This is a genomic window from Labilibaculum euxinicum (genome assembly GCF_963678175.1).
Taxonomy (GTDB): Bacteria; Bacteroidota; Bacteroidia; order Bacteroidales; family Marinifilaceae; genus Labilibaculum; species Labilibaculum euxinus.
On record NZ_OY782756.1, the window covers coordinates 4,929,040 to 4,950,404 of the forward strand.

14 protein-coding genes are annotated in these 21,365 nt (G+C 38.8%); 10 read left to right on the plus strand and 4 right to left on the minus strand.

Annotated elements, in window-relative coordinates:
- Nucleotides 1-281 precede the first annotated feature (281 nt).
- Nucleotides 282-3,353 carry a cytochrome c biogenesis protein gene (locus ACY0M5_RS19485; RefSeq protein WP_461630310.1) on the plus strand — a complete coding sequence of 1,024 codons (3,072 nt, stop codon included), beginning with the start codon at nt 282-284 and terminating at the stop codon, nt 3,351-3,353.
- A 359-nt stretch (nt 3,354-3,712) separates the two neighbouring features.
- Here the strand turns inward: ACY0M5_RS19485 and ACY0M5_RS19490 are convergent, their stop codons facing one another.
- On the minus strand, nt 3,713-4,159 hold the full coding sequence (locus ACY0M5_RS19490; protein WP_461630311.1) for a cupin domain-containing protein: 447 nt from the start codon (nt 4,157-4,159) through the stop codon (nt 3,713-3,715).
- Nucleotides 4,160-4,185: 26 nt separating this feature from the next.
- Nucleotides 4,186-5,019, minus strand: coding sequence for an FKBP-type peptidyl-prolyl cis-trans isomerase (locus tag ACY0M5_RS19495; protein ID WP_461630312.1), 834 nt, complete (start codon nt 5,017-5,019; stop codon nt 4,186-4,188).
- Nucleotides 5,020-5,354: 335 nt separating this feature from the next.
- Between ACY0M5_RS19495 and ACY0M5_RS19500 the strand changes: the two genes are divergently transcribed.
- The 5 genes from ACY0M5_RS19500 (at nt 5,355) to ACY0M5_RS19520 (ending at nt 12,723) form a co-directional block, all read left to right on the plus strand.
- Nucleotides 5,355-6,224, plus strand: a complete 870-nt coding sequence (locus ACY0M5_RS19500) for a hypothetical protein (RefSeq protein ID WP_124991324.1) — start codon at nt 5,355-5,357, stop codon at nt 6,222-6,224.
- 79 nt (nt 6,225-6,303) lie between these two features.
- A complete protein-coding gene (locus ACY0M5_RS19505) occupies nt 6,304-7,674 on the plus strand; it encodes an NAD(P)-binding domain-containing protein (protein WP_461630313.1) in 1,371 nt (456 codons plus the stop codon).
- A gap of 119 nt (nt 7,675-7,793) precedes the next feature.
- Nucleotides 7,794-9,377, plus strand: a complete 1,584-nt coding sequence (locus ACY0M5_RS19510; RefSeq protein WP_461630314.1) for a hypothetical protein — start codon at nt 7,794-7,796, stop codon at nt 9,375-9,377.
- Nucleotides 9,378-9,433: 56 nt separating this feature from the next.
- Nucleotides 9,434-11,035, plus strand: coding sequence for a hypothetical protein (locus tag ACY0M5_RS19515; RefSeq protein ID WP_461630315.1), 1,602 nt, complete (start codon nt 9,434-9,436; stop codon nt 11,033-11,035).
- Nucleotides 11,036-11,115: 80 nt separating this feature from the next.
- Nucleotides 11,116-12,723 carry a TonB-dependent receptor gene (locus ACY0M5_RS19520; protein ID WP_461630316.1) on the plus strand — a complete coding sequence of 536 codons (1,608 nt, stop codon included), beginning with the start codon at nt 11,116-11,118 and terminating at the stop codon, nt 12,721-12,723.
- A gap of 638 nt (nt 12,724-13,361) precedes the next feature.
- Here the strand turns inward: ACY0M5_RS19520 and ACY0M5_RS19525 are convergent.
- Complete coding sequence (locus ACY0M5_RS19525) at nt 13,362-14,798, minus strand: sodium:solute symporter (protein ID WP_461630317.1); 1,437 nt, start codon at nt 14,796-14,798, stop codon at nt 13,362-13,364.
- A 121-nt stretch (nt 14,799-14,919) separates the two neighbouring features.
- On the opposite strand from ACY0M5_RS19525, the gene recR reads away from it, so the two are divergent.
- The 4 genes from recR (at nt 14,920) to ACY0M5_RS19545 (ending at nt 20,898) form a co-directional block, all read left to right on the plus strand.
- Entirely contained in the window at nt 14,920-15,543 is a 624-nt protein-coding gene (gene recR, locus ACY0M5_RS19530) for a recombination mediator RecR (RefSeq protein WP_461630318.1), read from the plus strand.
- 199 nt (nt 15,544-15,742) lie between these two features.
- A complete protein-coding gene (locus ACY0M5_RS19535; protein WP_461630319.1) occupies nt 15,743-17,059 on the plus strand; it encodes a dihydrolipoamide acetyltransferase family protein in 1,317 nt (438 codons plus the stop codon).
- Nucleotides 17,060-17,384: 325 nt separating this feature from the next.
- Complete coding sequence (locus tag ACY0M5_RS19540; RefSeq protein WP_461630320.1) at nt 17,385-20,360, plus strand: hypothetical protein; 2,976 nt, start codon at nt 17,385-17,387, stop codon at nt 20,358-20,360.
- Entirely contained in the window at nt 20,350-20,898 is a 549-nt protein-coding gene (locus ACY0M5_RS19545) for a GNAT family N-acetyltransferase (RefSeq protein ID WP_197092567.1), read from the plus strand. The genes ACY0M5_RS19540 and ACY0M5_RS19545 overlap by 11 nt, the downstream gene beginning before the upstream one ends.
- Here the strand turns inward: ACY0M5_RS19545 and ACY0M5_RS19550 are convergent.
- Nucleotides 20,879-21,343 (minus strand): type I restriction enzyme HsdR N-terminal domain-containing protein, encoded by a 465-nt coding sequence (locus tag ACY0M5_RS19550; RefSeq protein ID WP_124992332.1) that lies wholly within the window; start codon nt 21,341-21,343, stop codon nt 20,879-20,881. The two genes, ACY0M5_RS19545 and ACY0M5_RS19550, sit on opposite strands and share 20 nt — an antisense overlap.
- Nucleotides 21,344-21,365 lie beyond the last annotated feature (22 nt).

A 21,365-nucleotide genomic window follows, 5' to 3' on the forward strand; every position in this document is an offset into this window, starting at 1 on the left:
TGACTGTAAAGTCTTGAAGAGTTTACGCAATCAAAACAGACATTTATCTGCCTTATTAAAGATAAATGTCACAAGACAAAAAAGAGATTTACTTACTTACAACAAGTTACATGTTTGCATGAAAAAATAGTTTGTAATGCAAATGGCAAGTGTAACTTGAGCTATTTTGAAATTATAAAGAAAAGCGTACCTTGAACTCTCATATTCGGAAACTGACGAAACATAAGGCTTTCATCCGAATTTCAATAAAATTCTTTAAACGAATTAAATTTCTATCAAAAATGAATAAGTTTCTGAATTTCCTATTCTCAATGCAAATGATGGGAGTACTCATCATTTTATTTGCTTTCTCAATTGGAACAGCAACCTTTATAGAGAATGATTTTGGCACTTCAGCTGCCCGTGTATTGGTTTATGATGCCTGGTGGTTCGAGTTAATGTTACTTTTACTAACCATTAATTTGGTTGTAAATATTTTCAGATACAAGCTTTACAAAAAAGAGAAGTGGTCTATATTCCTGTTTCATGCAGCCTTCATTATCATTTTCATAGGCTCGGGGATTACCCGATATATTGGTTACGAGGGCAATATGCACATTCGCGAAGGGCAATCAACCAATCAGATTACCACGATGAGTTCCTACATCAATATTCAGGCACGAACCAATAGTAAGATCAGTCAATTAAGCGAAAAAATTACTGTTTCATCGGTAAAGACAACTAAATTTAGTGATGATTTGAATATCGACAATAAAAATGTTGAGGTATCACTTAAAACAATGATTCCCAATGCTCAATCGACCATTGCACAGGACCCGAATGGCACACCCATTATTGAGATGGTTGCGGTTGGTTCTACTGGAATGGCAGGAATGCAGAATTTTACTATAGCTTACAGCGAACAAAAAAACATAGGTGCTAATCTTATCGCATTTGGAGGTAGTCCCAATGCAAATACTATTGTTTTCGATTACTCGGATAGTTTAAGAATAATTTCTCCCTTTGAATTTTCGGAAGTAAGTATGATGGGCGGAGATCCAATTCCAATGGAAGCTAATAAATGGCACGTGGTATTCCCTAAGAAATTATACGATTTAAACGGCACCAAAATAGTAATCAAAAACTTTTTCCCTGCAGCAATTTACAAATACATACAAGGCGGAGATAAGAATGCCCCTACGGTATTGGTATTTGATGTGAAAAGTGGAAATGAGCAAAAGGAAATGATTGTGAAAGGATCAAGTAATTATGTTGGCGTACCCAGTAATTTGATGATAAACGGTATTGATGTTGCAGTAGCTTACGGTCCAAAAACAATTGAAATTCCATTTTCTCTGAAACTAAACAAATTTATCTTAGACCGATATCCTGGCTCAAACAGCCCATCATCATTTGCAAGTGAAGTTACTCTTGTGGATAATGAAAAAGGGATTGAACAAAACCATCGTATTTTCATGAATAACATTCTAAAATACAAAGGATTCAGATTCTTTCAGGCATCGTATGATACGGACGAAAAAGGAACTGTTCTTTCGGTAAATCACGACCAGTGGGGAATGAGAATTACCTACTTTGGTTATTTTATCCTTATGCTGGGTATGGCCTGGTCACTGATTAGTCCGGCTACCCGTTTTAAAGCATTGGGGGCAAAATCGAAAAGTATGAAAGTTATTGCCGTAACGGCTTTCCTGATTGCAGGCAGTCTGTGTCCTGCTTCGGCACAAAATGAAATATTACCTATTGTTCCATTAAAGCAATCGCAGGATTTTGGAGCATTGTTAGTGCAAGATAACGGCGGTCGTTTCGAACCCATTAATACCATGGCCAGCGAGGTGATTCGTAAAATCACAAAGAAAAGCAAGTTTCAGGGATATACTGCCGAGCAGGTTTTTCTTAGCATGATTGTAAATCCACAACAGTGGCAAACGGTTGCCATGATTAAGGTTGGGAATTCGGAATTGGCTAAGGAACTTGGCATTTCGGGCAAATACGGATCGTTCGGACACTTTTTAGACCAACAAGGACAGTACAAACTTTCGAAGAAAGTACAGGATGCTTATTCAAGAAAACCATCGCAGCGCACAGGTTACGATAAGGAAATTATTTCGGTTGACGAAAGGGTTAACATCAGCTATATGGTGTTTACTGGTGAATTCTTAAAAATATTCCCTGATCCGAACGATGACATGCATGCCTGGTACAATCCTACTGCTGAACTGGCTTTTTCCGGCGATGATTCTTTGTTTGTAAAAAAATCAATGTTGCTGCTGGGACAAGCCTTAAACAGCGGCGATTTTACAAATGCAGACAATTATATTGCAGGAATAAAAACCTATCAAAACCGTTTTGCCCAAAATGTAATTCCATCGCCTACCAAACAAAAAATTGAGATTCTATACAACAATACCAATATCTTTAAAAGGTTATTCCCCTACTATTTATTAATTGGTTTCTTTTTAGTTGTGTTTCTGGTGATCCAGATTATCAACCCGAAATTTTCGGTAAAGTGGATTATGCGTGCAGCCATACTGATATTAGGAATTGGCTTTATCTTACACACAACCGGATTGGCTGCCAGATGGTATATTTCCGGTCATGCCCCCTGGAGCAACGGTTTTGAATCGATGACTTATGTGGCATGGGCTTGTTTACTTTCAGGATTTATATTTGTGAAGAAATCGGATTTTGCCTTAGCTGCAACATCTATTCTTGCAGGTTTAACTCTTTTTGTTGCGCATTTAAGCTGGATGAATCCAGAGGTTACCAATTTGGTTCCGGTTCTTAAATCGTACTGGCTAACCATTCACGTAGCCATTATTACTGCCAGTTACGGATTTCTTGCTCTGGCGGCAATTTTAGGAATGATCAACCTCTTCCTGTTCAATTTACAGAATAAGAATAACATTGATAGAATTAAAAGCACTGTAACAGATCTTAGCCGGATTAGTGAAATGACTATGACCATCGGCTTGTATTTCCTGACCATCGGAACTTTTCTGGGTGGTATTTGGGCCAACGAATCGTGGGGCCGCTATTGGGGTTGGGATCCAAAAGAAACTTGGGCACTGGTAAGTGTTTTGGTATACAGCTTTATATTGCACATGCGTTTTATTCCCGGCTTAAAATCGGTTTACTCCTTTAATATTGCTTCGGTTTGGGGCTACAGCTCAATCTTAATGACTTATTTTGGTGTGAACTACTATTTGGCAGGTATGCATTCGTACGCAAAAGGCGATCCTGTTCCGGTGCCAACCTGGGTGTACTACACCGTTGCAATTGTTCTGATTCTAAGTTTAACTGCTTACTTCAATTACAAAAAATACAATACCGAGCCAGAAGAGGTGGAGGCATAAAATAAATATATTTCAAAGTTTAAAGAGCTTCGCTTAGGTGAGGCTCTTTTTCAATTTTTTATAATAGTCCTCAAACTGGACGGGCTTCTGCAATACTCCTAAACAAGTAACTCCTATAATCTGAGCGTGCTTTGTCAGCCTGCCGTAAGGCTTGCCACAATGCAACCACACAGAAATGACAAGGATCAGGCTGACTTGATTCTTTTATTCTTGAAATATTATTTTGGTACTCATGGTTTCACTTTGTTCGGCAGTTTACTTTTCTCATCTAAGGAGAAAAGTAAAAGCCTTGTGGCTTGAGCAAAAGAACAAAAAAGGAACCTGTTGGGGGTCCTTTTCTATATAATAAAAGTATTTACTTATGCCTTATTCGTAGTAATCACAAAAATGATGAGTGGCTCGTCGGTGGTGTTTTGCACAGAGTGAAATCCCTCATTGCTTACTGCTGTGATGCTTCCTTTCGTGATTTTATGGGTTCTCACTTTGCCGTATTCACCTGCCTTATCGGAATACTCTCCTTCGCCATGCATCACTACATAAATTTCTTCTTCTCCTCTGGGGCCGTGATCGTGAAATCCAGCCTGATCGTACTTGTTTAAAAAGACCATAAAACAACCAATCCTGTTATTAATCAACTCATCCGCATCAAACATCTGCAAGAGGTAAACAATGCCATTGCCGCCATACATTGGCTGACGGGTATCTACACGAACAACCGACCTTTTGTCCTGTCCAAATGGAACAACCGAAAGATCGATGTACTTCGATACAATATCAATTACCTGATTGGCATCCTTTATCTTCATAGAATCGAATGGAGTTTGGTTCCCGTTTAGTTTACAGAGATCAAATGGATATCAAAAATAAGGACTGATCCCCCAGGGATTTTTGAATAGTTATAGCTACCATAAGCCAAGGCTGCAGGAACAAACAACTTTCCCTTACCTCCCTCTTTAAAATAGGTAATACCTTCTTTCCAACCTTTAATTACCTCATCCAATCCAAAAGAAACTCCAGCAGAACTACTTTCATCAAAAACAGATCCACTCAAAAAATAGCCTTTGTAGGCCACAGTTACATTCGACGTACCTGTTGGCTGTGCTCCTGTTCCTTCCTCTTCAATTGTATAATACAAACCTGAATCGCTTTTGGTTGCACTTATGCTGTTTGCTTCCAAATAAGCCAGTATATCTTCATCATTCTTTGCAGCAATCATTTCAGGAGTATATACCTCAATTTCAAAAATCAGTACAGATCCTCCGGGAATACCATTGTAATCTTTACTGCCATATCCTAAATGGGCAGGTATTAATAACATTCCTTTACCGCCTTCTTTAAAATGGGTAAGTCCTTCGGTCCAACCAGGAATAACACCTTGTAAATTGAAGGAAACTAAATTCCCTTTACTATCATCGAAAACCGTACCGTTGGCATAATAACCTTTGTAGGTAACTGTTACATTAGAAGTACTTGTAATTGCGGCTCCTGTACCCTCCTCCTCAATTACGTAATACAGACCCGATGCAGTTTTTTCTGCAGTTAAATTGTTTGCGAGCACATAAGCTGCAATCTCTTCTTCATTCTCTGCCCTGTAATCTTTTTCATCATCGGAACCCGAACATGAAACCAAAAAGGCAAAACACAAGGCTAATAAGCTATACTTCATATGATTTATAATTTGTTTTTAATTTGCCATATGGAACTTACCATGCTGGAATAATTATCCCTCAATGTCAAAAACACCTTGGCATGGACGTTTCATATCTATCTGTTTTTAGTAAGAAAAACAAATATAGTAAAAACTGGGAATGCTGCTTAGTAATCTCAAAATTGATCAGCATGACTGTAATTTTCAAGATATGCCACGGCATGCCCCACCTCATTCATATCCCCTTTCACTTCTTGACCTTATAATCTTATTTAGAAATAGACGCTATCTAAATTACTGATGCCCAACAATATTTTAATCCGAATTCCGTAAATTCATCTAAAACCATACCTATGTCGAGATTTATACATGTTCTATCCTTAGTCTTATTTGTACTGATTGTTTTAATTGCAATTGCAGTTCTTTGCTACTATGGATTCACCTACTATCATCTGAATGTTGAGGAGCGTTTCTATCATCCCGATCATCAAATATTGAAACCAAGTGGTATTGTTGGGCATGGTTTGGGAATTATTGGTTCGCTGCTGATTATTATAGGTGTGTTTATGTATATGGTTAGAAAACGAATTGCGCGTTTTTCGAGAATTGGAATTCTAAAATACTGGCTCGAATTTCATATTTTCCTGTGTTCGCTCGGACCTGTTTTGATTCTCTTTCATACAGCCTTTAAATTTGGAGGAATTGTCTCCATTTCGTTTTGGAGTATGGTGGCAGTTGTTATTAGCGGTATTATTGGGCGATTCATCTATATTCAAATTCCCAGAACAATAGAAGGCCGGGAATTGAGTTTATTAGAAGTAAGAGATACAAAAACTGACGTTGGTGCACTGCTGAAGAAAGAGTACAATTTGAATGAAGAAAGCCATCAAATTATTGTGGCATCGGTAGCCGGAAATTCTGATAACAATTCAGGTTTGCTTCTGTTCCGATTACTAAGAAAAATGGCAAAAGATAGAAAGACCTATAAAAAAATAGATTCTGAACTGAAACGAAACAAACTCTCCCAAGCCGAACGGAAAAAAATTAAGCGTTTGGTGATTCATGAAATTACTTTGAACCGTAAGATTGATCGACTGAACTACATGCAAAAGCTTTTTAAATACTGGCATGTTGCCCATCTGCCTTTTGCACTGGTGATGTTGGTTATTTTACTCATTCATGTAGCAGTTACCATCATTTTTGGATACAAATGGATATTCTGATATTAATAGATATGAGATTCCAGCTGTGAGAAATGAGATTGATATACTCAAATAAAACTCCAATATCTTTCTTCATAAGATGGATAAGAGAAACTTATTAAAAAACATTCTATATAAAATGGATTTGTTGCTGGAAGAGATAATAATTTACGGCTCGGTTTTCTTGCTTTGTTTGTTGGTTGTGTTCATTTACATCCGAAAGCAAAAAAGAGAATCGCGCATTGTTGAGCAAAAAATTACGCAAGCCAAAGCCGACGGATTGTACGAACCGGTATCACTCCATCCGGTAGTCGATCAGCATTCCTGCATAAAGAGCGGCGCCTGCATAACGGTTTGTCCCGAGAAAGATATTTTAGGAATCCGAAACGGAAAAGCTACCGTAATTAACGCATCACAGTGTATTGGGCATGGTGCATGTTTTCATGCCTGTCCTACTCAGGCAATCAGCTTGTGTATTGGTACCGAAAAACGTGGCGTAGAATTGCCTCATGTCGATCAGAATTTTGAAACCAATGTGCCGGGCATTTTTATTGCCGGCGAATTGGGTGGTATGGGACTGATAAGAAATGCAGTTGAGCAAGGCAGGCAGGCAATCGAGAATCTGACTTCCTGCATCAAAAAAAACAGCAAAGCGAAATATGATGTACTCATTGTTGGAGCAGGACCCGCAGGAATATCGGCATCCTTAATGGCAAAAAAGAACAATCTGAAGTTCATCACTCTGGAACAGGATAGTCTGGGCGGAACAGTTTTTTCTTTCCCTCGATCGAAAATTGTAATGACCTCCCCTATGGATCTTCCTCTTTACGGAAAAGTGAAATTGTACGAAACCAGCAAAACAGAATTGCTCGAACTGTGGGGAGACGTAATGAACAAAAATGAAATCAGCGTAAGCGAAAATACAAAGGTTGAATCGATAGAAAAGAAGCACGAGTTTTTTAGTATTCGTACAAAAAACGGAGAAGAATATACCTCTCAGACAGTACTAATCAGCATTGGCCGGCGCGGTAGTCCGCGCAAGCTGAATGTAAATGGTGAACAGCTGGAAAAGGTAGCCTACCGATTACTCGAGCCCGAAAACATCTCCAACAAGAATATTTTGGTGGTTGGCGGCGGCGATTCGGCCATTGAATCGGCTCTGCTTTTGGCAGATCAAAACAAGGTAACCTTATCGTACCGAAATAATTCTTTTAACCGCCTAAAACCTAAAAACAGTGAGCGAATTCAAGATGCAATCGCTCAGAACAAAATAAACGTGGTCTACAATTCCAATATCGATCTGATACAGGAAAATTCTCTTATACTTTCGATTACTGATTCGGAAGATAAAATTGCCCTTGATAACGATCTGGTCTACATTTTTGCCGGTGGCGAATTACCCTCTCAATTCCTGAAAAACTCAGGCATACAAATCACCAGGAAATTTGGCGATGCAATGCTAAAACACTGACAAATAAAATCTGGAAGAGTCTTGAAAAGTCGAAAGGTCGAACAAATTATGAATGATGAATTTCACTCCTAACTTATAATTCATAACTCTTAATTGACAACTCATCATTAATAAAACAAATGCACAGATATTCCCTCATCATATTACTCTTGCTTGTTTCACAAGTTGTCCTTGCTCAATTGTCGCCGGGTGATTTGTCAAAAGCACATGCCAATTTGGAAGGTCTTTCGAATTGCACCCAGTGTCATGTTATTGGCGAAAAGGTAAGTAACAGCAAGTGTTTGGATTGCCATACATTACTTAATGAACGCATTGTTTCGAACAAAGGCTATCACGCTTCGGGCGAAATTAAGGGAAAAGAGTGTGTTGAATGTCACAGCGATCATCATGGGCGAAAATTTGAAATGATCCGCTTCGATAAAAATACTTTTAAGCATGATTTAACGGGTTACGAACTACAGGGTGCACATCAGAAACTGGATTGTAAAGAATGCCACCAAAGCAAATTCATTACGAATAAACAAATTGCCAAAAAGGACTATTCCTATCTGGGACTGGAACCCAAATGTGCCGTTTGCCACACTGATGTTCATCAGCAAACACTTTCGTCCAGCTGTAATGATTGTCATGATCAGAATCAGTTTGTGCCTGCTTCAAATTTCAATCATAAAAGCACCCAATTCCCTTTACTGGGTAAACATGAGAATGTGGACTGCGAAAAATGCCATCAGACAGAGATAAAAAACAACGAGAAGTTTCAGCATTTTGCCGGCATCAAATTCAATTCCTGCACCTCCTGCCATACCGATGTTCACAACAACAAATTCGGCCCCAATTGCACCGATTGCCATACAGTAAACTCATTTAGAAGCGTAACTGCACTGAGTAATTTCGACCACAACAGTACTAATTTCAAATTAAGCGGAAAACACAGGAATGTAGATTGCAAAAGCTGCCACAAAGGCTCATACACCACACCCATTGCACACAACAGGTGCTCCAATTGCCATCAGGATTATCACCAAGGACAATTTACAGCAAAGAAACTTTCGCCGGATTGCAAGAATTGCCATAGTGTAAACGGATTTGCAGGCTCGAGTTATTCCATCGATCAACACAACAAGAGTCAGTTTCCTTTGCGGGGAGCCCATTTGGCGACTCCTTGCTTTGCCTGTCATCAGCAAAATGAAAAATGGCAGTTCCGAAACATTGGCAAAACATGTGTCGATTGCCATGAAAACATACACAAGAATATCATTAGCGATGGATTTTATCCAAACCAAAACTGTACTGCCTGTCATCAGGAAAATACATGGAACCAAATCGAATTCGATCACAATTTAACCGCCTTTAAATTAAAGGGCGCGCACACTAAACAAGATTGCCGCGCCTGTCATTTTACTAAGAACAATCAAGGCGAAGCCATTCAAAAATTTACTGGTTTCGATCAGGAGTGCCTAAGTTGCCATCAGGATGAACATCAGAAGCAATTCGAGAAAAAAGGCACAACCAACTGTTTAAACTGCCACCATCATGATGATTGGAAAATTGCCAATTTTAATCATGATAAAACTGACTTTAAACTGGAAGGAAAACATGCTGTTATTGATTGTAATGCATGTCACAAACCTCTGGAAATGAATCAAACTTTTTATACACAATATAAATTTAAAGATTTCTCATGCGCTACTTGTCATCAATAATCTTGATTTTATCATTTTCGCTCAATGTCTTTTCCCAATCACCTCACGGAAAAGACATGAAAATAGATTGTGCAACCTGTCATACTCAGGAAGGATGGGTGGTGAACCCAGAAACATTTTCTTTCGATCATGCCAAAACGAATTTTCTGCTCGAAGGTCAGCATAAAGCCACAGACTGTAAGTCGTGCCATACCAATTTGGTATTTTCCGAAGCTAAAAGCGAATGCATGCAATGTCATACCGATGTGCATACCGGCACGCTGGGTTCGGATTGTATGCTGTGTCACACAACACAATCGTGGCTGGTGACCAATATCTCCGAAATTCATCAGCAAACCAGCTTCCCGCTTGTTGGTGCTCATGCCACAGCCGATTGTTTCGACTGCCATACCTCCAATAATTTTGCACAATTCGAGCCTTTACAGGTTGAATGTATCAACTGTCACAGAAAAGATTATATGGCGGCTACTGAACCAAACCATGTAACCGGTAATTATTCTACCAACTGCGAAGATTGTCATGAAATGGGTGCTTTCCAATGGTCATCGGGAGGTTTCAACCACGATTTTTTCCCTTTAACAGATGGTCATGCCATTAGCGATTGTTTCCAATGTCACACAAACAACAATTACTCATCGCTGTCCACCGATTGTTTTTCATGTCATCAGGCTGATTACAATGCCAGCACCACCCCTAACCATGTATCGGCCGGCTTGCCGCAAAATTGTGAATTGTGCCATACAACCAAACCAGGTTGGAAACCTGCCAGTTTCGATACGCACAACGATTACTATGTGATACAGGGAGCACACAACAGAATTGCAACAGATTGTTTTGCCTGTCACGAAGGCTCCTATTCCAACACACCAAATACCTGTGTTGGTTGTCATCAGGCCGACTACAATCAAACTTCAGATCCGGTGCACAGCACATCGGGTTTCTCTACCGATTGTGAAACCTGTCATTCGCAGGATGTTTGGGAACCAGCAAATTTCGATCACAACGATTTTTATGTGATTGAGGGAGCACATACCAAAATTGCAGCAGATTGTTTTGCCTGTCATCAAGGATCGTACGACAACACGCCAAACACCTGTGTTGGTTGTCATCAGGCCGACTACAATCAAACTTCGGATCCGGCGCACAGCACCTCAGGATTCTCTACTGATTGCGTAACCTGCCATTCTCAAAATGCATGGGAACCTGCCAATTTCGATCACGACGGTTTTTATGTGATACAAGGAGCGCATACAAAAATTGCAACAGATTGTTTTGCCTGCCATCAGGGAAGCTATGTGAACACACCAAACACTTGCTTTGGTTGTCATTCTGCGGATTACAATCAAACTGCTGATCCTGCTCATCAAGCAGCTAATTTCCCAACGGAATGTACCGATTGCCATACCGAAAATGCCTGGGAGCCTTCCACTTTCGACCACGACGGACAGTATTTCCCAATTTACAGCGGAAAACACCGCGATGAGTGGAATTCATGTGCCGATTGTCATACCAACACAAGCAATTATGCTGTTTTTTCGTGCATTACCTGTCATGAACACAACCAATCCGATACCGACAGACATCACAGTGATGTAAACAACTACGTGTACAACAGCACCTCTTGTTTGTCCTGTCATCCAGATGGAAGAGAGGATTAACCCTCGCAAAAGCATAAAGAACAAACCTGGTTGTAAGGTGATATCAAAAAGATGATTAATAGAGCTAAACAGAGATAAAAATGAGAACTTTACCAGCAATTGTCGTAATTATTTTGCTTTGCCTAAGCACCCCGCTTCGGGCACAGGAAAAGTTTTTGGAAGGTGAAATCTCCTACAAAAGCTCACAAAACACCTATGCGAAATTCTCAAATACCGAATCAATTTCCGTTGGCGATACGCTGTATGTGAAAAAGGATTCTGATTTCGTTCCCGTATTAGTGGTGAACAACAAATCGTCGATATCGGTAATTGGAATGGCAGTTGGAGATATCAAGCTTGCCAAAGGCGATAAAATTATTGCCTTTCCTACAGCTAAAAAAACACCCGAAAAAGATATTATTCTGACTGAAGATCCCGAATATAATACTGAGATTGTTGAAAAAACAACACCAGCACCCAGAACCAAACAGGAATTGAACCGGGAGGAACAAATCCGTGGTAAAATTTCAGCTTCGTCCTATTCCAACCTGTCCAGCTCATCGGGAGGCAGTAATCACCGGATGCGTTACAGCTTATCAATGAATGCCAAAAACATCGACAATTCGAAATTTTCAGCCGAAACCTACATTCGCTTTTCGCACAATTCGGGCGAGTGGGATGAGGTAAAATCGGATATTTTTAATGCACTTAAAATTTACAATCTGGCCATTTGTTACGATGCCAACCAGAGCACAAGCATTTGGTTGGGGCGAAAAATAAATCGGAAAGTTTCGAACATTGGCGCTGTTGATGGTGTACAGGTAGAAAAAAAAATTGGCAATTTCTCGCTGGGAGCTATTGCAGGCTCGAGGCCCGATTACGAAAACTATTCCTTCAATTTTGACTTGATGCAGTTTGGCGGATACCTGGAACACAGCATGAAAACCAAAGTGGGAAGCATGCAAAATACGGTGTCGTTTTTCGAACAAAAATACAAATCGAATACCGACAGACGGTTTGCCTACTATCAGCACAGCAATTCGCTTTTAAAAAACCTGTTCCTGTTTGCCTCTTTCGAAGTTGACCTGTACAAATTGGAAGAGGAAGTTTCGAAAAACACCTTCGACCTCACCAGCATGTATCTTTCTTTGCGATATCGGGTATCCAAACAACTTTCTCTTACGGGTTCGCTCGACAGACGCAAGAATGTGGTGTACTACGAAACCTTTAAAAGCCTTGACTTTCAGATACTGGAAAACGAAACCCGTCAGGGAATTCGCTTTCGGGTGAACTACCGGCCAACAAATCGAATTTCGATGGGGGCAAATGTCGGCCATCGTTCCCGTAAAAGCGAAGTGGAAGATTCAAAAAACCTGTATGCCTTTGTATCATACCGCAACGTTCCGGGAATTAACAGCAATGCCACCCTGTCAACCTCCGTTTTGCAGACTCATTATCTGGATGGAATAATTTACAAACTAAGACTAACGCGCGATATTATTCCGGGAAAACTATTTGCAGGTCTCAACTACAGCTATGTGAATTACCAGTACAAATTCAACAATAATGAATTGATTCAGCACATTGGGGAAGCAAACATATCGTGGCGAATCAATAAAAAACTCTCTTTCTCGGCCAATTACGAAGGAACATTCGAGTCTTCGCAGAATTATTCCCGACTGTATTTGAATTTGATCAAGAGGTTTTGATTTGCTTTTCTTGAAATGCCCCAGCTGAAGCAGGGGACAAAGAAAAAAGACCAAATCATTGTCATTCTGAGCGTAGCCGAAGAATCCATTCATTAATAGGAGATGTTTCGACAGGCTCAACATGACAGCTACACCTCTACCGCACGATTGTATCGTGTGGTACTAACTTTATAATATTAAGGGACGCGATACAATCGCGCACCAGCGTGGGAGAGGGAGTTTTGACAATCCTTTTGAAAAAAACGAAGCTATCTTCTCTTCTCATTCAGGAGCTACTCTTTATACACATCTTGTTGGTTGAAAAAATCAAGAGCAACAAGATGTATAAAAAGGATCATATCAAGAATTAACACCCTTTCGCCTATCGGCACTTTGTTCACAATATTATTTCAAATTGCGTTCACGATCTTCACTTCGTTACGGTACCCTCAAAAAGGGAAGATTCTGTTTGTGAACGATTTTCCCATTTTAAGGGGAGATGTTCGAAGAACAGAGGAGTGCTTATGTTTACAATCAAACTATTGACTGGGAAAGCGAATATTTGTGTATTAAAGAGTAGCTCCTAAAGGAGAAGGATTAGGATGATGCTATATCAATCCTTGTCCCCTGCTTTAGCTGGGGCAACAGAGAAAAATAAATTATTTACTACGCACCAACCACAATCCCAGAAAGGTTAACGCCCCGTTAATCATCAGCAACTCAAACCCGATGGCAATTCCAAACCAATCCATCGAATTATCTTTTAGGATGTAACAGATGATCGGTGATAAAATGGCAACAACAGGTACCAAATTATCTTTCACTTTCAGTTTGGTAAACAAGCCAAAAGCATACAATCCCAACAATGGACCGTAGGTGTAGCCCGCAATGGTGAAAATGGCGGCAATTACCGAATCGTCGTTAATGGCACGAAATATCAATATCACAACAAGCAGCAACAGGGAAAACAACAGATGCGATCTAAATCTTAACTTTTTGGTCTGCGCCTCATCATTTTCGTCAGCACCTAAAATATCAACCGTAAAAGATGTGGTTAGTGATGTTAAAGCCGAATCGGCGCTCGAATAAGCAGCAGCCATCAGCCCAATTAAAAAGAACAAGCTAACCACTGGCCCCAAATGCTGCGTTGCCAATATCGGGAACAGATCATCTCCCCTTTCAGGAATTGCAATGCCTTGGTGTTGGGCAAAAATCAGCAGCAAAGCACCCAAAATCAGAAACAATAAGTTTGCCGGAATAAAAGCAAAACCATACCAATACATGTTCTTTTTGGCTTCGCCCAGATTTTTACAACTCAGGTTTTTCTGCATCATGTCCTGATCCAATCCTGTCATTACAATGGTAATGAAAGCTCCGGTAAAGAATTGTTTAAAAAAGTTCTGCTTGCTTTGCCAGTCTCCAAACTCAAACACTCTTGAATAATCGCTTTCGCTGATGGTATTGGCTAAACCGGTAATATCCATATTCAGCTGATCCATTATCAGGTAAATACTGATGCCTACCGCCAAAAGCATAAAAAGAGTTTGAAGTGTGTCGGTCCAGACAATTGTTTTTATTCCTCCCTTAAAGGTGTACAGCCAAATCAGCAATATGGTAATTGAAACAGTTACAAAAAACGGTACATTCCAGGCATCAAAAACAGTTATCTGCAGCACATTTGCCATTAAAAACAATCGAAACGAAGCTCCAATGGTTCTGGATAGTAAAAAGAAAGAGGCTCCGGTTTTGTAGGAATTTTTACCAAACCGACCGTCCAAATAGGAATAAATTGAGGTGAGATTTAACTTGTAATAAAGCGGCAGCAGAATATTTGCCACAACTACATACCCCAGCATGTAACCAAACACCATCTGCATGTAGGTAAAATCGATGGACTTGACCCAACCCGGAACCGAGATGAAAGTAACGCCGGAAAGCGATGCTCCCAACATACCAAACGCAACCACATACCAAGGCGATTGTTTGTTGCCAACAAAGAATCCTTTGTTATCGGCCTTACGGCCTGTAAAATATGATATAACTAACAGAAGGGAAAAATACCCAACAACAACTAGCAGAATAGAAACTGGTGACACAGGCTGAATTTTAAAATGCAGATCAAAAATACACAAACCTAAGAGGTTTCGAAAACCTCTCAGGTTTAAATTCAATTCTAAATTGTTACTTTTGGGGTAGACTAAAGAATCGATCGTAAAAATGAGTTACACCAATTTCCCTTCCAAGCTTCTTGAGAATGCTGTTTCTGAGTTTTCAAAACTTCCGGGCATAGGACGAAAAACAGCATTGCGCCTTGTTTTGCATTTACTGAACCAACCCAAGGAAGATGTAAATCTTTTCGGTTCTTCCATCATCCAATTGCGCAACGAAATTAAGCATTGCAATTCCTGCTTCAACATTTCGGACACTTCTTTGTGCGACATTTGTGCCAACCCAAAGCGCGATCATGAAACCATTTGTGTGGTAGAAAGCATCCGCGATGTAATGTCAATTGAAAGAACACAGCAATTCAATGGAATTTACCATGTATTGGGTGGAATCATTTCCCCTATGGATGGAATTGGTCCCAGTGATCTGAAAATTGAACCATTAATTCAGAAAGTAAGCGAAGGCAAGGCAAAGGAGATTATTTTAGCTTTAAGCACCACCATGGAAGGAGATACAACCAACTTTTACCTTTATAAAAAACTAAACAAATTTAAAGTACCAATAACAACCATTGCACGAGGCGTTTCCATTGGCGATGAATTGGAGTATACCGACGAAATTACATTGGGAAGATCAATATTACACAGAACCCTTTTCGATCAAAATTTACAGTAAGCACTTAATAATTAGTAATTAGATAAAGTTCGGAGTTCCGTAATTCAAGAACAAGATTATTGAATACTTATTACTTGAAGCTTGATACTTGTAACTTGCAACAATCCCTTTTCGGATGTGTTTGTCCGTTTCTGTAATTTTATTAATTTCGTGTAGTATTTAGACTAAATAAACACAATCAAAAAAACACAACGCTAACATGGCTAAAATAGAAATCCTGATTCCCGCAATGGGTGAAGGAATCACAGAAGCAACAATTACTCAATTCCTTAAAAAAATTGGCGATTTTGTTGAGGAAGAAGATTCCATCATGGAAATTGCTACCGATAAAGTCGATTCAGAAATCCCGGCTCCGAAAGCAGGTAAAATCGTAAAATTCCTTTTTAATGAAGGTGACACTCCTCAAGTGGGCGATGTGGTTGCCATTATTGCAACCGAAGGAGAAGAAGCAAATACTGAAAATACAGAAGAAAGCCCTGTACAGAAAGAACAGGAACCAATATCAGAAGATTTTGCGGCACCTGTTCTCCTAGAAACAATAGCTCCTCAAATCAGCAGTAAAACCGAAGGCGGCACTTTTATTTCTCCATTGGTGAGAACAATTGCCAGAACTGAAAATATCACTACCGATGAATTAAACCAAATTCCAGGTACAGGAGAAGCCGGCAGAATCACTAAAAGAGATATTCTTCAATATCTGGAAGATAAAAAATCACAACCAACCAAAATTATTCCTGCAGAACCGATTGTTGCTCCAATTGGTTCGGGTTCCGTTGCTGTTACTGCTCACAAAAGCTACGAAGGCGAAAATGTTGAGATCATTGAAATGGATCGCATGCGTAAACTCATTGCCCAGTACATGCTCAGTTCAAAACAGACCTCTCCTCACGTTACTTCCTTTATTGATGTAGATGTTACCGGTTTGGTAAATTGGAGAAATAAAGTGAAAGATGAATTTCTGAAAAAAGAAAATCAAAAATTAACCTTCACTCCTATTTTTGTTGAAGCGGTTACCAGTGCTTTAAAAGATTATCCCATGGTTAATGTTTCTGTTGACGGTGATCGGATTATTCGTAAAAAATACATCAATATCGGAATGGCAACGGCTCTTCCGAGCGGTAACTTAATTGTTCCGGTTATTAAAGCAACCGATGAATTAAATCTGATAGGTATTACAACAAAAGTGAATGACCTTGCTGAGCGGGCAAGAAACAACAAACTGCAGCCCGACGAAATAAAAGGCAGTACGTTTACCATCACCAACCTTGGTGCATTTGGCAGTACAACTGGAACTCCAATTATTAACCAACCCGAAGTAGCCATTTTAGCGGTTGGCGCCATAAAAAAGAAACCTGCGGTAATTGAAACTCCTCATGGAGATACAATTGGTATCCGCCAAATTATGGTGTTGTCACTCTCGTATGACCACAGAGTTGTTGATGGAGCTCTTGGAGGTATGTTTCTGAAAAGAATTGCTGAGAACTTAGAAAATTTCGACACAAAAAGAACGGTTTAGTATCAATAAAACAGATAAAAAAGCCATTGAATCTTCTTCAATGGCTTTTTTATACCTATTCCTTGGCTATTACTCAAAACATCAAACAAAATTATTTATTTTGTACAGTATAAATGTGCAGCAATGATTACTTTAGCAAAAAGTAAAAAATGGCAGAGAAAGTTATAAGTTTTTATTAACAATTCTGCTTTTTTATTACATTTGCTATTGGAGTTTGACCCTTATCTACTATATTTAGTTATTGTTAATTAATTTAAACCATATAAACTGTTCAACAGCCCATAAACTGAACAAAAAGACACCTTTTGCACTAAAGGTTTTTTTTATGGTTCTTATCTCTATTTTAATAGGGATAACTAACTCTCACTCTCTTTTTGCTTCTCCTAAACAGCAAAAAATTAAGTCGAAAAGGCAATATCAAATCGCAGAAAAATTTCTGAACAATCGAAACTATTCAAAAGCAGCACTCATTTACAAAGAGTTACTCAATGAATCCTCCCGAAATGCTGATTTAAATTTCAAACTAGGATTGTGCTATCTGAACATTGTATCAGAAAAAGAAAAATCTGTTGACCTGTTGGAAAAAGCTATTCAATACACCAGCTCAAAAAACAATGTTTCAATGGATGTATACTTCAATTTAGCTAAAGCATATCATGCCAATTACCAATTTAAAGAAGCTCTAAAAGTTTACAAGGATTTACTACAGATTATTTCACCTCAGAATACATCCTTTAGAAATGATATTCAGCGCAATATTCAAATGTGTAAAAATGGTATTGAATTGATGAAGAATCCGGTAAACATTTCCATCATCAATCTGGGAAATAAAATAAACACCGAATTTTCTGAACACAGTCCGGGAGTTACTGCTGATGAAAGCACCATGGTTTTCACTTCCAGGAGAAACGGTACCGGAAGCAAAATTGATTCTGACGGTCAATATTTCGAAGATATCTATATCTCTCACCGCATAAATGGAATTTGGTCGGATCCGGTGGGGATCGCAAAGCTAAATACCATCGACCACGATGCCTCCATCTCCATTTCGGCTGATGGGCAGGAACTTTATATTTACAAAGCCGGCTATGTTAACAGCCGGGAATCCGAAGGCGGAGATATTTATAGAAGCAGGTTGAATGGCAATGAGTGGAGCAAACCTGAAAAACTGGCTCCTGTTATTAACTCATCAAGTAAGGAAAGCCATATTTCAATTTCTGCTGATAACAGAACAATATTCTTTTCCAGCAATCGTCCGGGCGGATTTGGCGGGATGGATGTTTACACCGTTACCAAACTTCCGAACGGCAAATGGGGACGTGCAAAAAATCTTGGTCCTGCTATCAATACCGAATATGATGATGATGCTCCCTTCATTCACCCCGATGGAAAAACCTTATATTTTAGTTCTGCCGGACATAAAACAATGGGTGGATTGGATGTTTTCAAAAGTGTAAACATCAAAGGTCGCTGGACTGCACCGGTTAATGTCGGTTACCCAATTAATTCAACAGACGATGATATTTATTACACTCCAACACCCGATGGTAAAAGAGCGTATTTTGCTTCCTACAGAAAAGGGAGTTTAGGAAGAACAGACATCTTTTTAATCAAAACTCCTGACGAAAATACAGCGGGACTATTTGTACTAAAAGGAAAAGTTATCAATTCGAGCGGCGACGTAGTTATAAATTCTAAAATCACAGTAAATAAAGATGGAAATGTAATCGGAATTTATACACCAAATGCTGCAACGGGTAAATTCCTGTTTATTGTTGATGCCGGTAAAAAATACGATATAGAAATTGTAGCTGAAGGGTACAGAACCCTACGTACCGTTTTAAATATTCCACCCGAATTTGCGAACAAAGAAAATCACAGTGTTATTACACTGCTTCCGTTAACATTGAGAACCAAGGACGAACCGGACTATCCAAACACTTTGGAACTGATCGATTTGGATGAAAGTAAACTAAGAGATATTGGTTCACTTCCTCCTGGCAAAGATTCTATTCCTGAAGATAAAAAGTTCATTACTCCTGAAGTTACCGGCGATACAATCAGTGTGAATGAAGAAATTAAAATTGATTCTGTTGTACCGGCAGAAATTAAAAAGGATATAGTAAGTGCAAAAGACGAATCTGGTAGTACCACGATTCTTCCCGGTAAAAATCTGACTCCGATAAAAAATCCGGTAACAATACCGAAAATGAAAAAAAACGAGCCAACAAAAAAACCTGAAAATATTAATATTGAGGCGAAGGATGAATTAATTAAACAGTCAATTATTAACGCTCAAGATTCAAAAGTTGAGGTATTAAATTCCGGTGATTTAGCATTCACGTTGGATTTAGGGAATTTTAATTCTCCACAACCAGAACTTTTTGAAACCCTTGATGGTGTGAAAGAGACTATTGGTCCGGACAAAAAATACCACTACACCTACGGTAAGTTCAAAGACTATAAGAAAGCTGCTAAAGCTCAAAAGGATATTGTTTCTAAAGGATTCACAGCTTCGAAAATCAAAATTTTATCGAACGATAATTTAATTAAAGAACAAACCGGCGGAGAAACTTATTACACCATTCAGATAATGGCGCTGAAACTATACGTTGAAACAGACTTTTTTGATAATCTGGATAATGTAAAAGCTTTCCGCGGAAGCGATGGCTATACCCGATATACCTATAAAAAATACACATCGTATCAGGAAGCCATCACCGAAATGAACAGATTGATTCGAATGGGCTATTGGGATGCTTTTGTTCGTACGGTAATCAACGATCAATTGCTGTATTCCGGAATGAAATATTCCGAAAAAGAAACCTACACCATTCAGGTAATGGCGCTTCGAAATCCTAAACCCTTATCTTTCTTTGCTGATTTGGAGAATGTTACTGTTTTCTCTGATGTGAATGGATTGTACCGCTATACCTATCGGACATATCAAAGTAAAGGTGCAGCTGTTAATGATTTAGGATATGTTTTAAAAAGAGGCTACTGGGATGCTTTTGTAAGAAAATCTCTTTCGGGAGAACATGTATTGAATTTCAATACTGATGAAACAGATAACTTCTACACGATTCAGGTAATGGCACTTCGAAACACCAGACCTCTGTCTTACTTTAACAACCTAGGAACTGACAGCCTTCAAATTTACAAGGGAAACGATGGTTTATCCAGATATACTTTTCAGAAATATTCATCATTGGAAAAAGCCAAAAGCAGACTTTCCTCAGTGACGAAAAAAGGTTATCTTGATGCTTTCACAAGGGAAATTAAATGGTATAATGAACACTAAAATGCAAATCCTTGAAGGCAAAAGTATTCGATTACGGGCTCTTGAACCAACCGATTTAAAACTTCTCTACAAATGGGAGAATGATTCTACTATTTGGGAAGTCAGTCATACCTTAAAACCATTTTCAATTTTTATTCTAAAACAATATCTGGAATCGTCGCATCTCGATATTTTTGAGACCAAACAACTCCGCTTGGTTATTGAATTAATTGAAACAAATACACCGATAGGCTTAATAGATATTTTTGATTTTGATCCATTTCACCAAAGAGCAGGGATTGGGATCTTAATAAATGACACAGAAAACAAGAACAAGGGATTTGCTTCGGAAGCATTACAGATCTTATGTAATTATGCATTTAGTATTTTACAGGTTCATCAGCTGTACTGCAATATTACAGCGTCCAATGAAGTCAGCCTTCGCTTGTTTACCAAACAAGGATTTGAAATTATTGGGAATAAAAAAGATTGGATCCGCTCGAAAAACGGATGGATGGATGAATACAGCTTACAAAAAATTAATCCTGCAAATCCTTAATACTTTCATAAACAGGAATCTCAGGAATGAATTTAAAACTCTTTTTGCCATAATCCATTTGGCAGCAATAATGCTGTAAACCATTGGTAACAACCAAAAAGGGAACTCTCAGTTTCATATTGTAACGTGCAATTTGATTGAAGACATCCTGAGTTATCTTCACCTTAACCGATTTGCATTCAACAATCATAACAGGTTGTGCATTGTTATTGTACAAAACAATATCGCTTCGTTGAGGAAGAAGATTAACATCCACTTTCTTTTCAATTGCAATTAAAGATCCCGGATACCTCTTTTCATTCACCAAATACTGAATGAAATTCTGCCTGACCCACTCTTCCGGAGTCAATACCACATACTTCTTTCGAATACTGTCAAAAATTAGTTTTCTTTGCAGTTCAGATTTTATTTTAAAGGAATAAGTTGGTAAATTTAAGTTTTCCATAAAATTGCTCTAACAGCCTGTA

Excerpts from the sequence above, each read along its gene's own strand:
- ACY0M5_RS19540 (WP_461630320.1), top strand. The coding sequence starts at position 17,385 with ATGGTTCTTATCTCTATTTTAATAGGGATAACTAACTCTCACTCTCTT.
- ACY0M5_RS19505 (WP_461630313.1), top strand. The coding sequence starts at position 6,304 with ATGGATAAGAGAAACTTATTAAAAAACATTCTATATAAAATGGATTTG.
- ACY0M5_RS19495 (WP_461630312.1), bottom strand. The coding sequence starts at position 5,019 with ATGAAGTATAGCTTATTAGCCTTGTGTTTTGCCTTTTTGGTTTCATGT.
- ACY0M5_RS19515 (WP_461630315.1), top strand. The coding sequence starts at position 9,434 with ATGAAAATAGATTGTGCAACCTGTCATACTCAGGAAGGATGGGTGGTG.
- ACY0M5_RS19485 (WP_461630310.1), top strand. The coding sequence starts at position 282 with ATGAATAAGTTTCTGAATTTCCTATTCTCAATGCAAATGATGGGAGTA.
- ACY0M5_RS19535 (WP_461630319.1), top strand. The coding sequence starts at position 15,743 with ATGGCTAAAATAGAAATCCTGATTCCCGCAATGGGTGAAGGAATCACA.
- ACY0M5_RS19490 (WP_461630311.1), bottom strand. The coding sequence starts at position 4,159 with ATGAAGATAAAGGATGCCAATCAGGTAATTGATATTGTATCGAAGTAC.
- ACY0M5_RS19520 (WP_461630316.1), top strand. The coding sequence starts at position 11,116 with ATGAGAACTTTACCAGCAATTGTCGTAATTATTTTGCTTTGCCTAAGC.
- recR (WP_461630318.1), top strand. The coding sequence starts at position 14,920 with ATGAGTTACACCAATTTCCCTTCCAAGCTTCTTGAGAATGCTGTTTCT.
- ACY0M5_RS19510 (WP_461630314.1), top strand. The coding sequence starts at position 7,794 with ATGCACAGATATTCCCTCATCATATTACTCTTGCTTGTTTCACAAGTT.
- ACY0M5_RS19500 (WP_124991324.1), top strand. The coding sequence starts at position 5,355 with ATGTCGAGATTTATACATGTTCTATCCTTAGTCTTATTTGTACTGATT.
- ACY0M5_RS19550 (WP_124992332.1), bottom strand. The coding sequence starts at position 21,343 with ATGGAAAACTTAAATTTACCAACTTATTCCTTTAAAATAAAATCTGAA.
- ACY0M5_RS19545 (WP_197092567.1), top strand. The coding sequence starts at position 20,350 with ATGAACACTAAAATGCAAATCCTTGAAGGCAAAAGTATTCGATTACGG.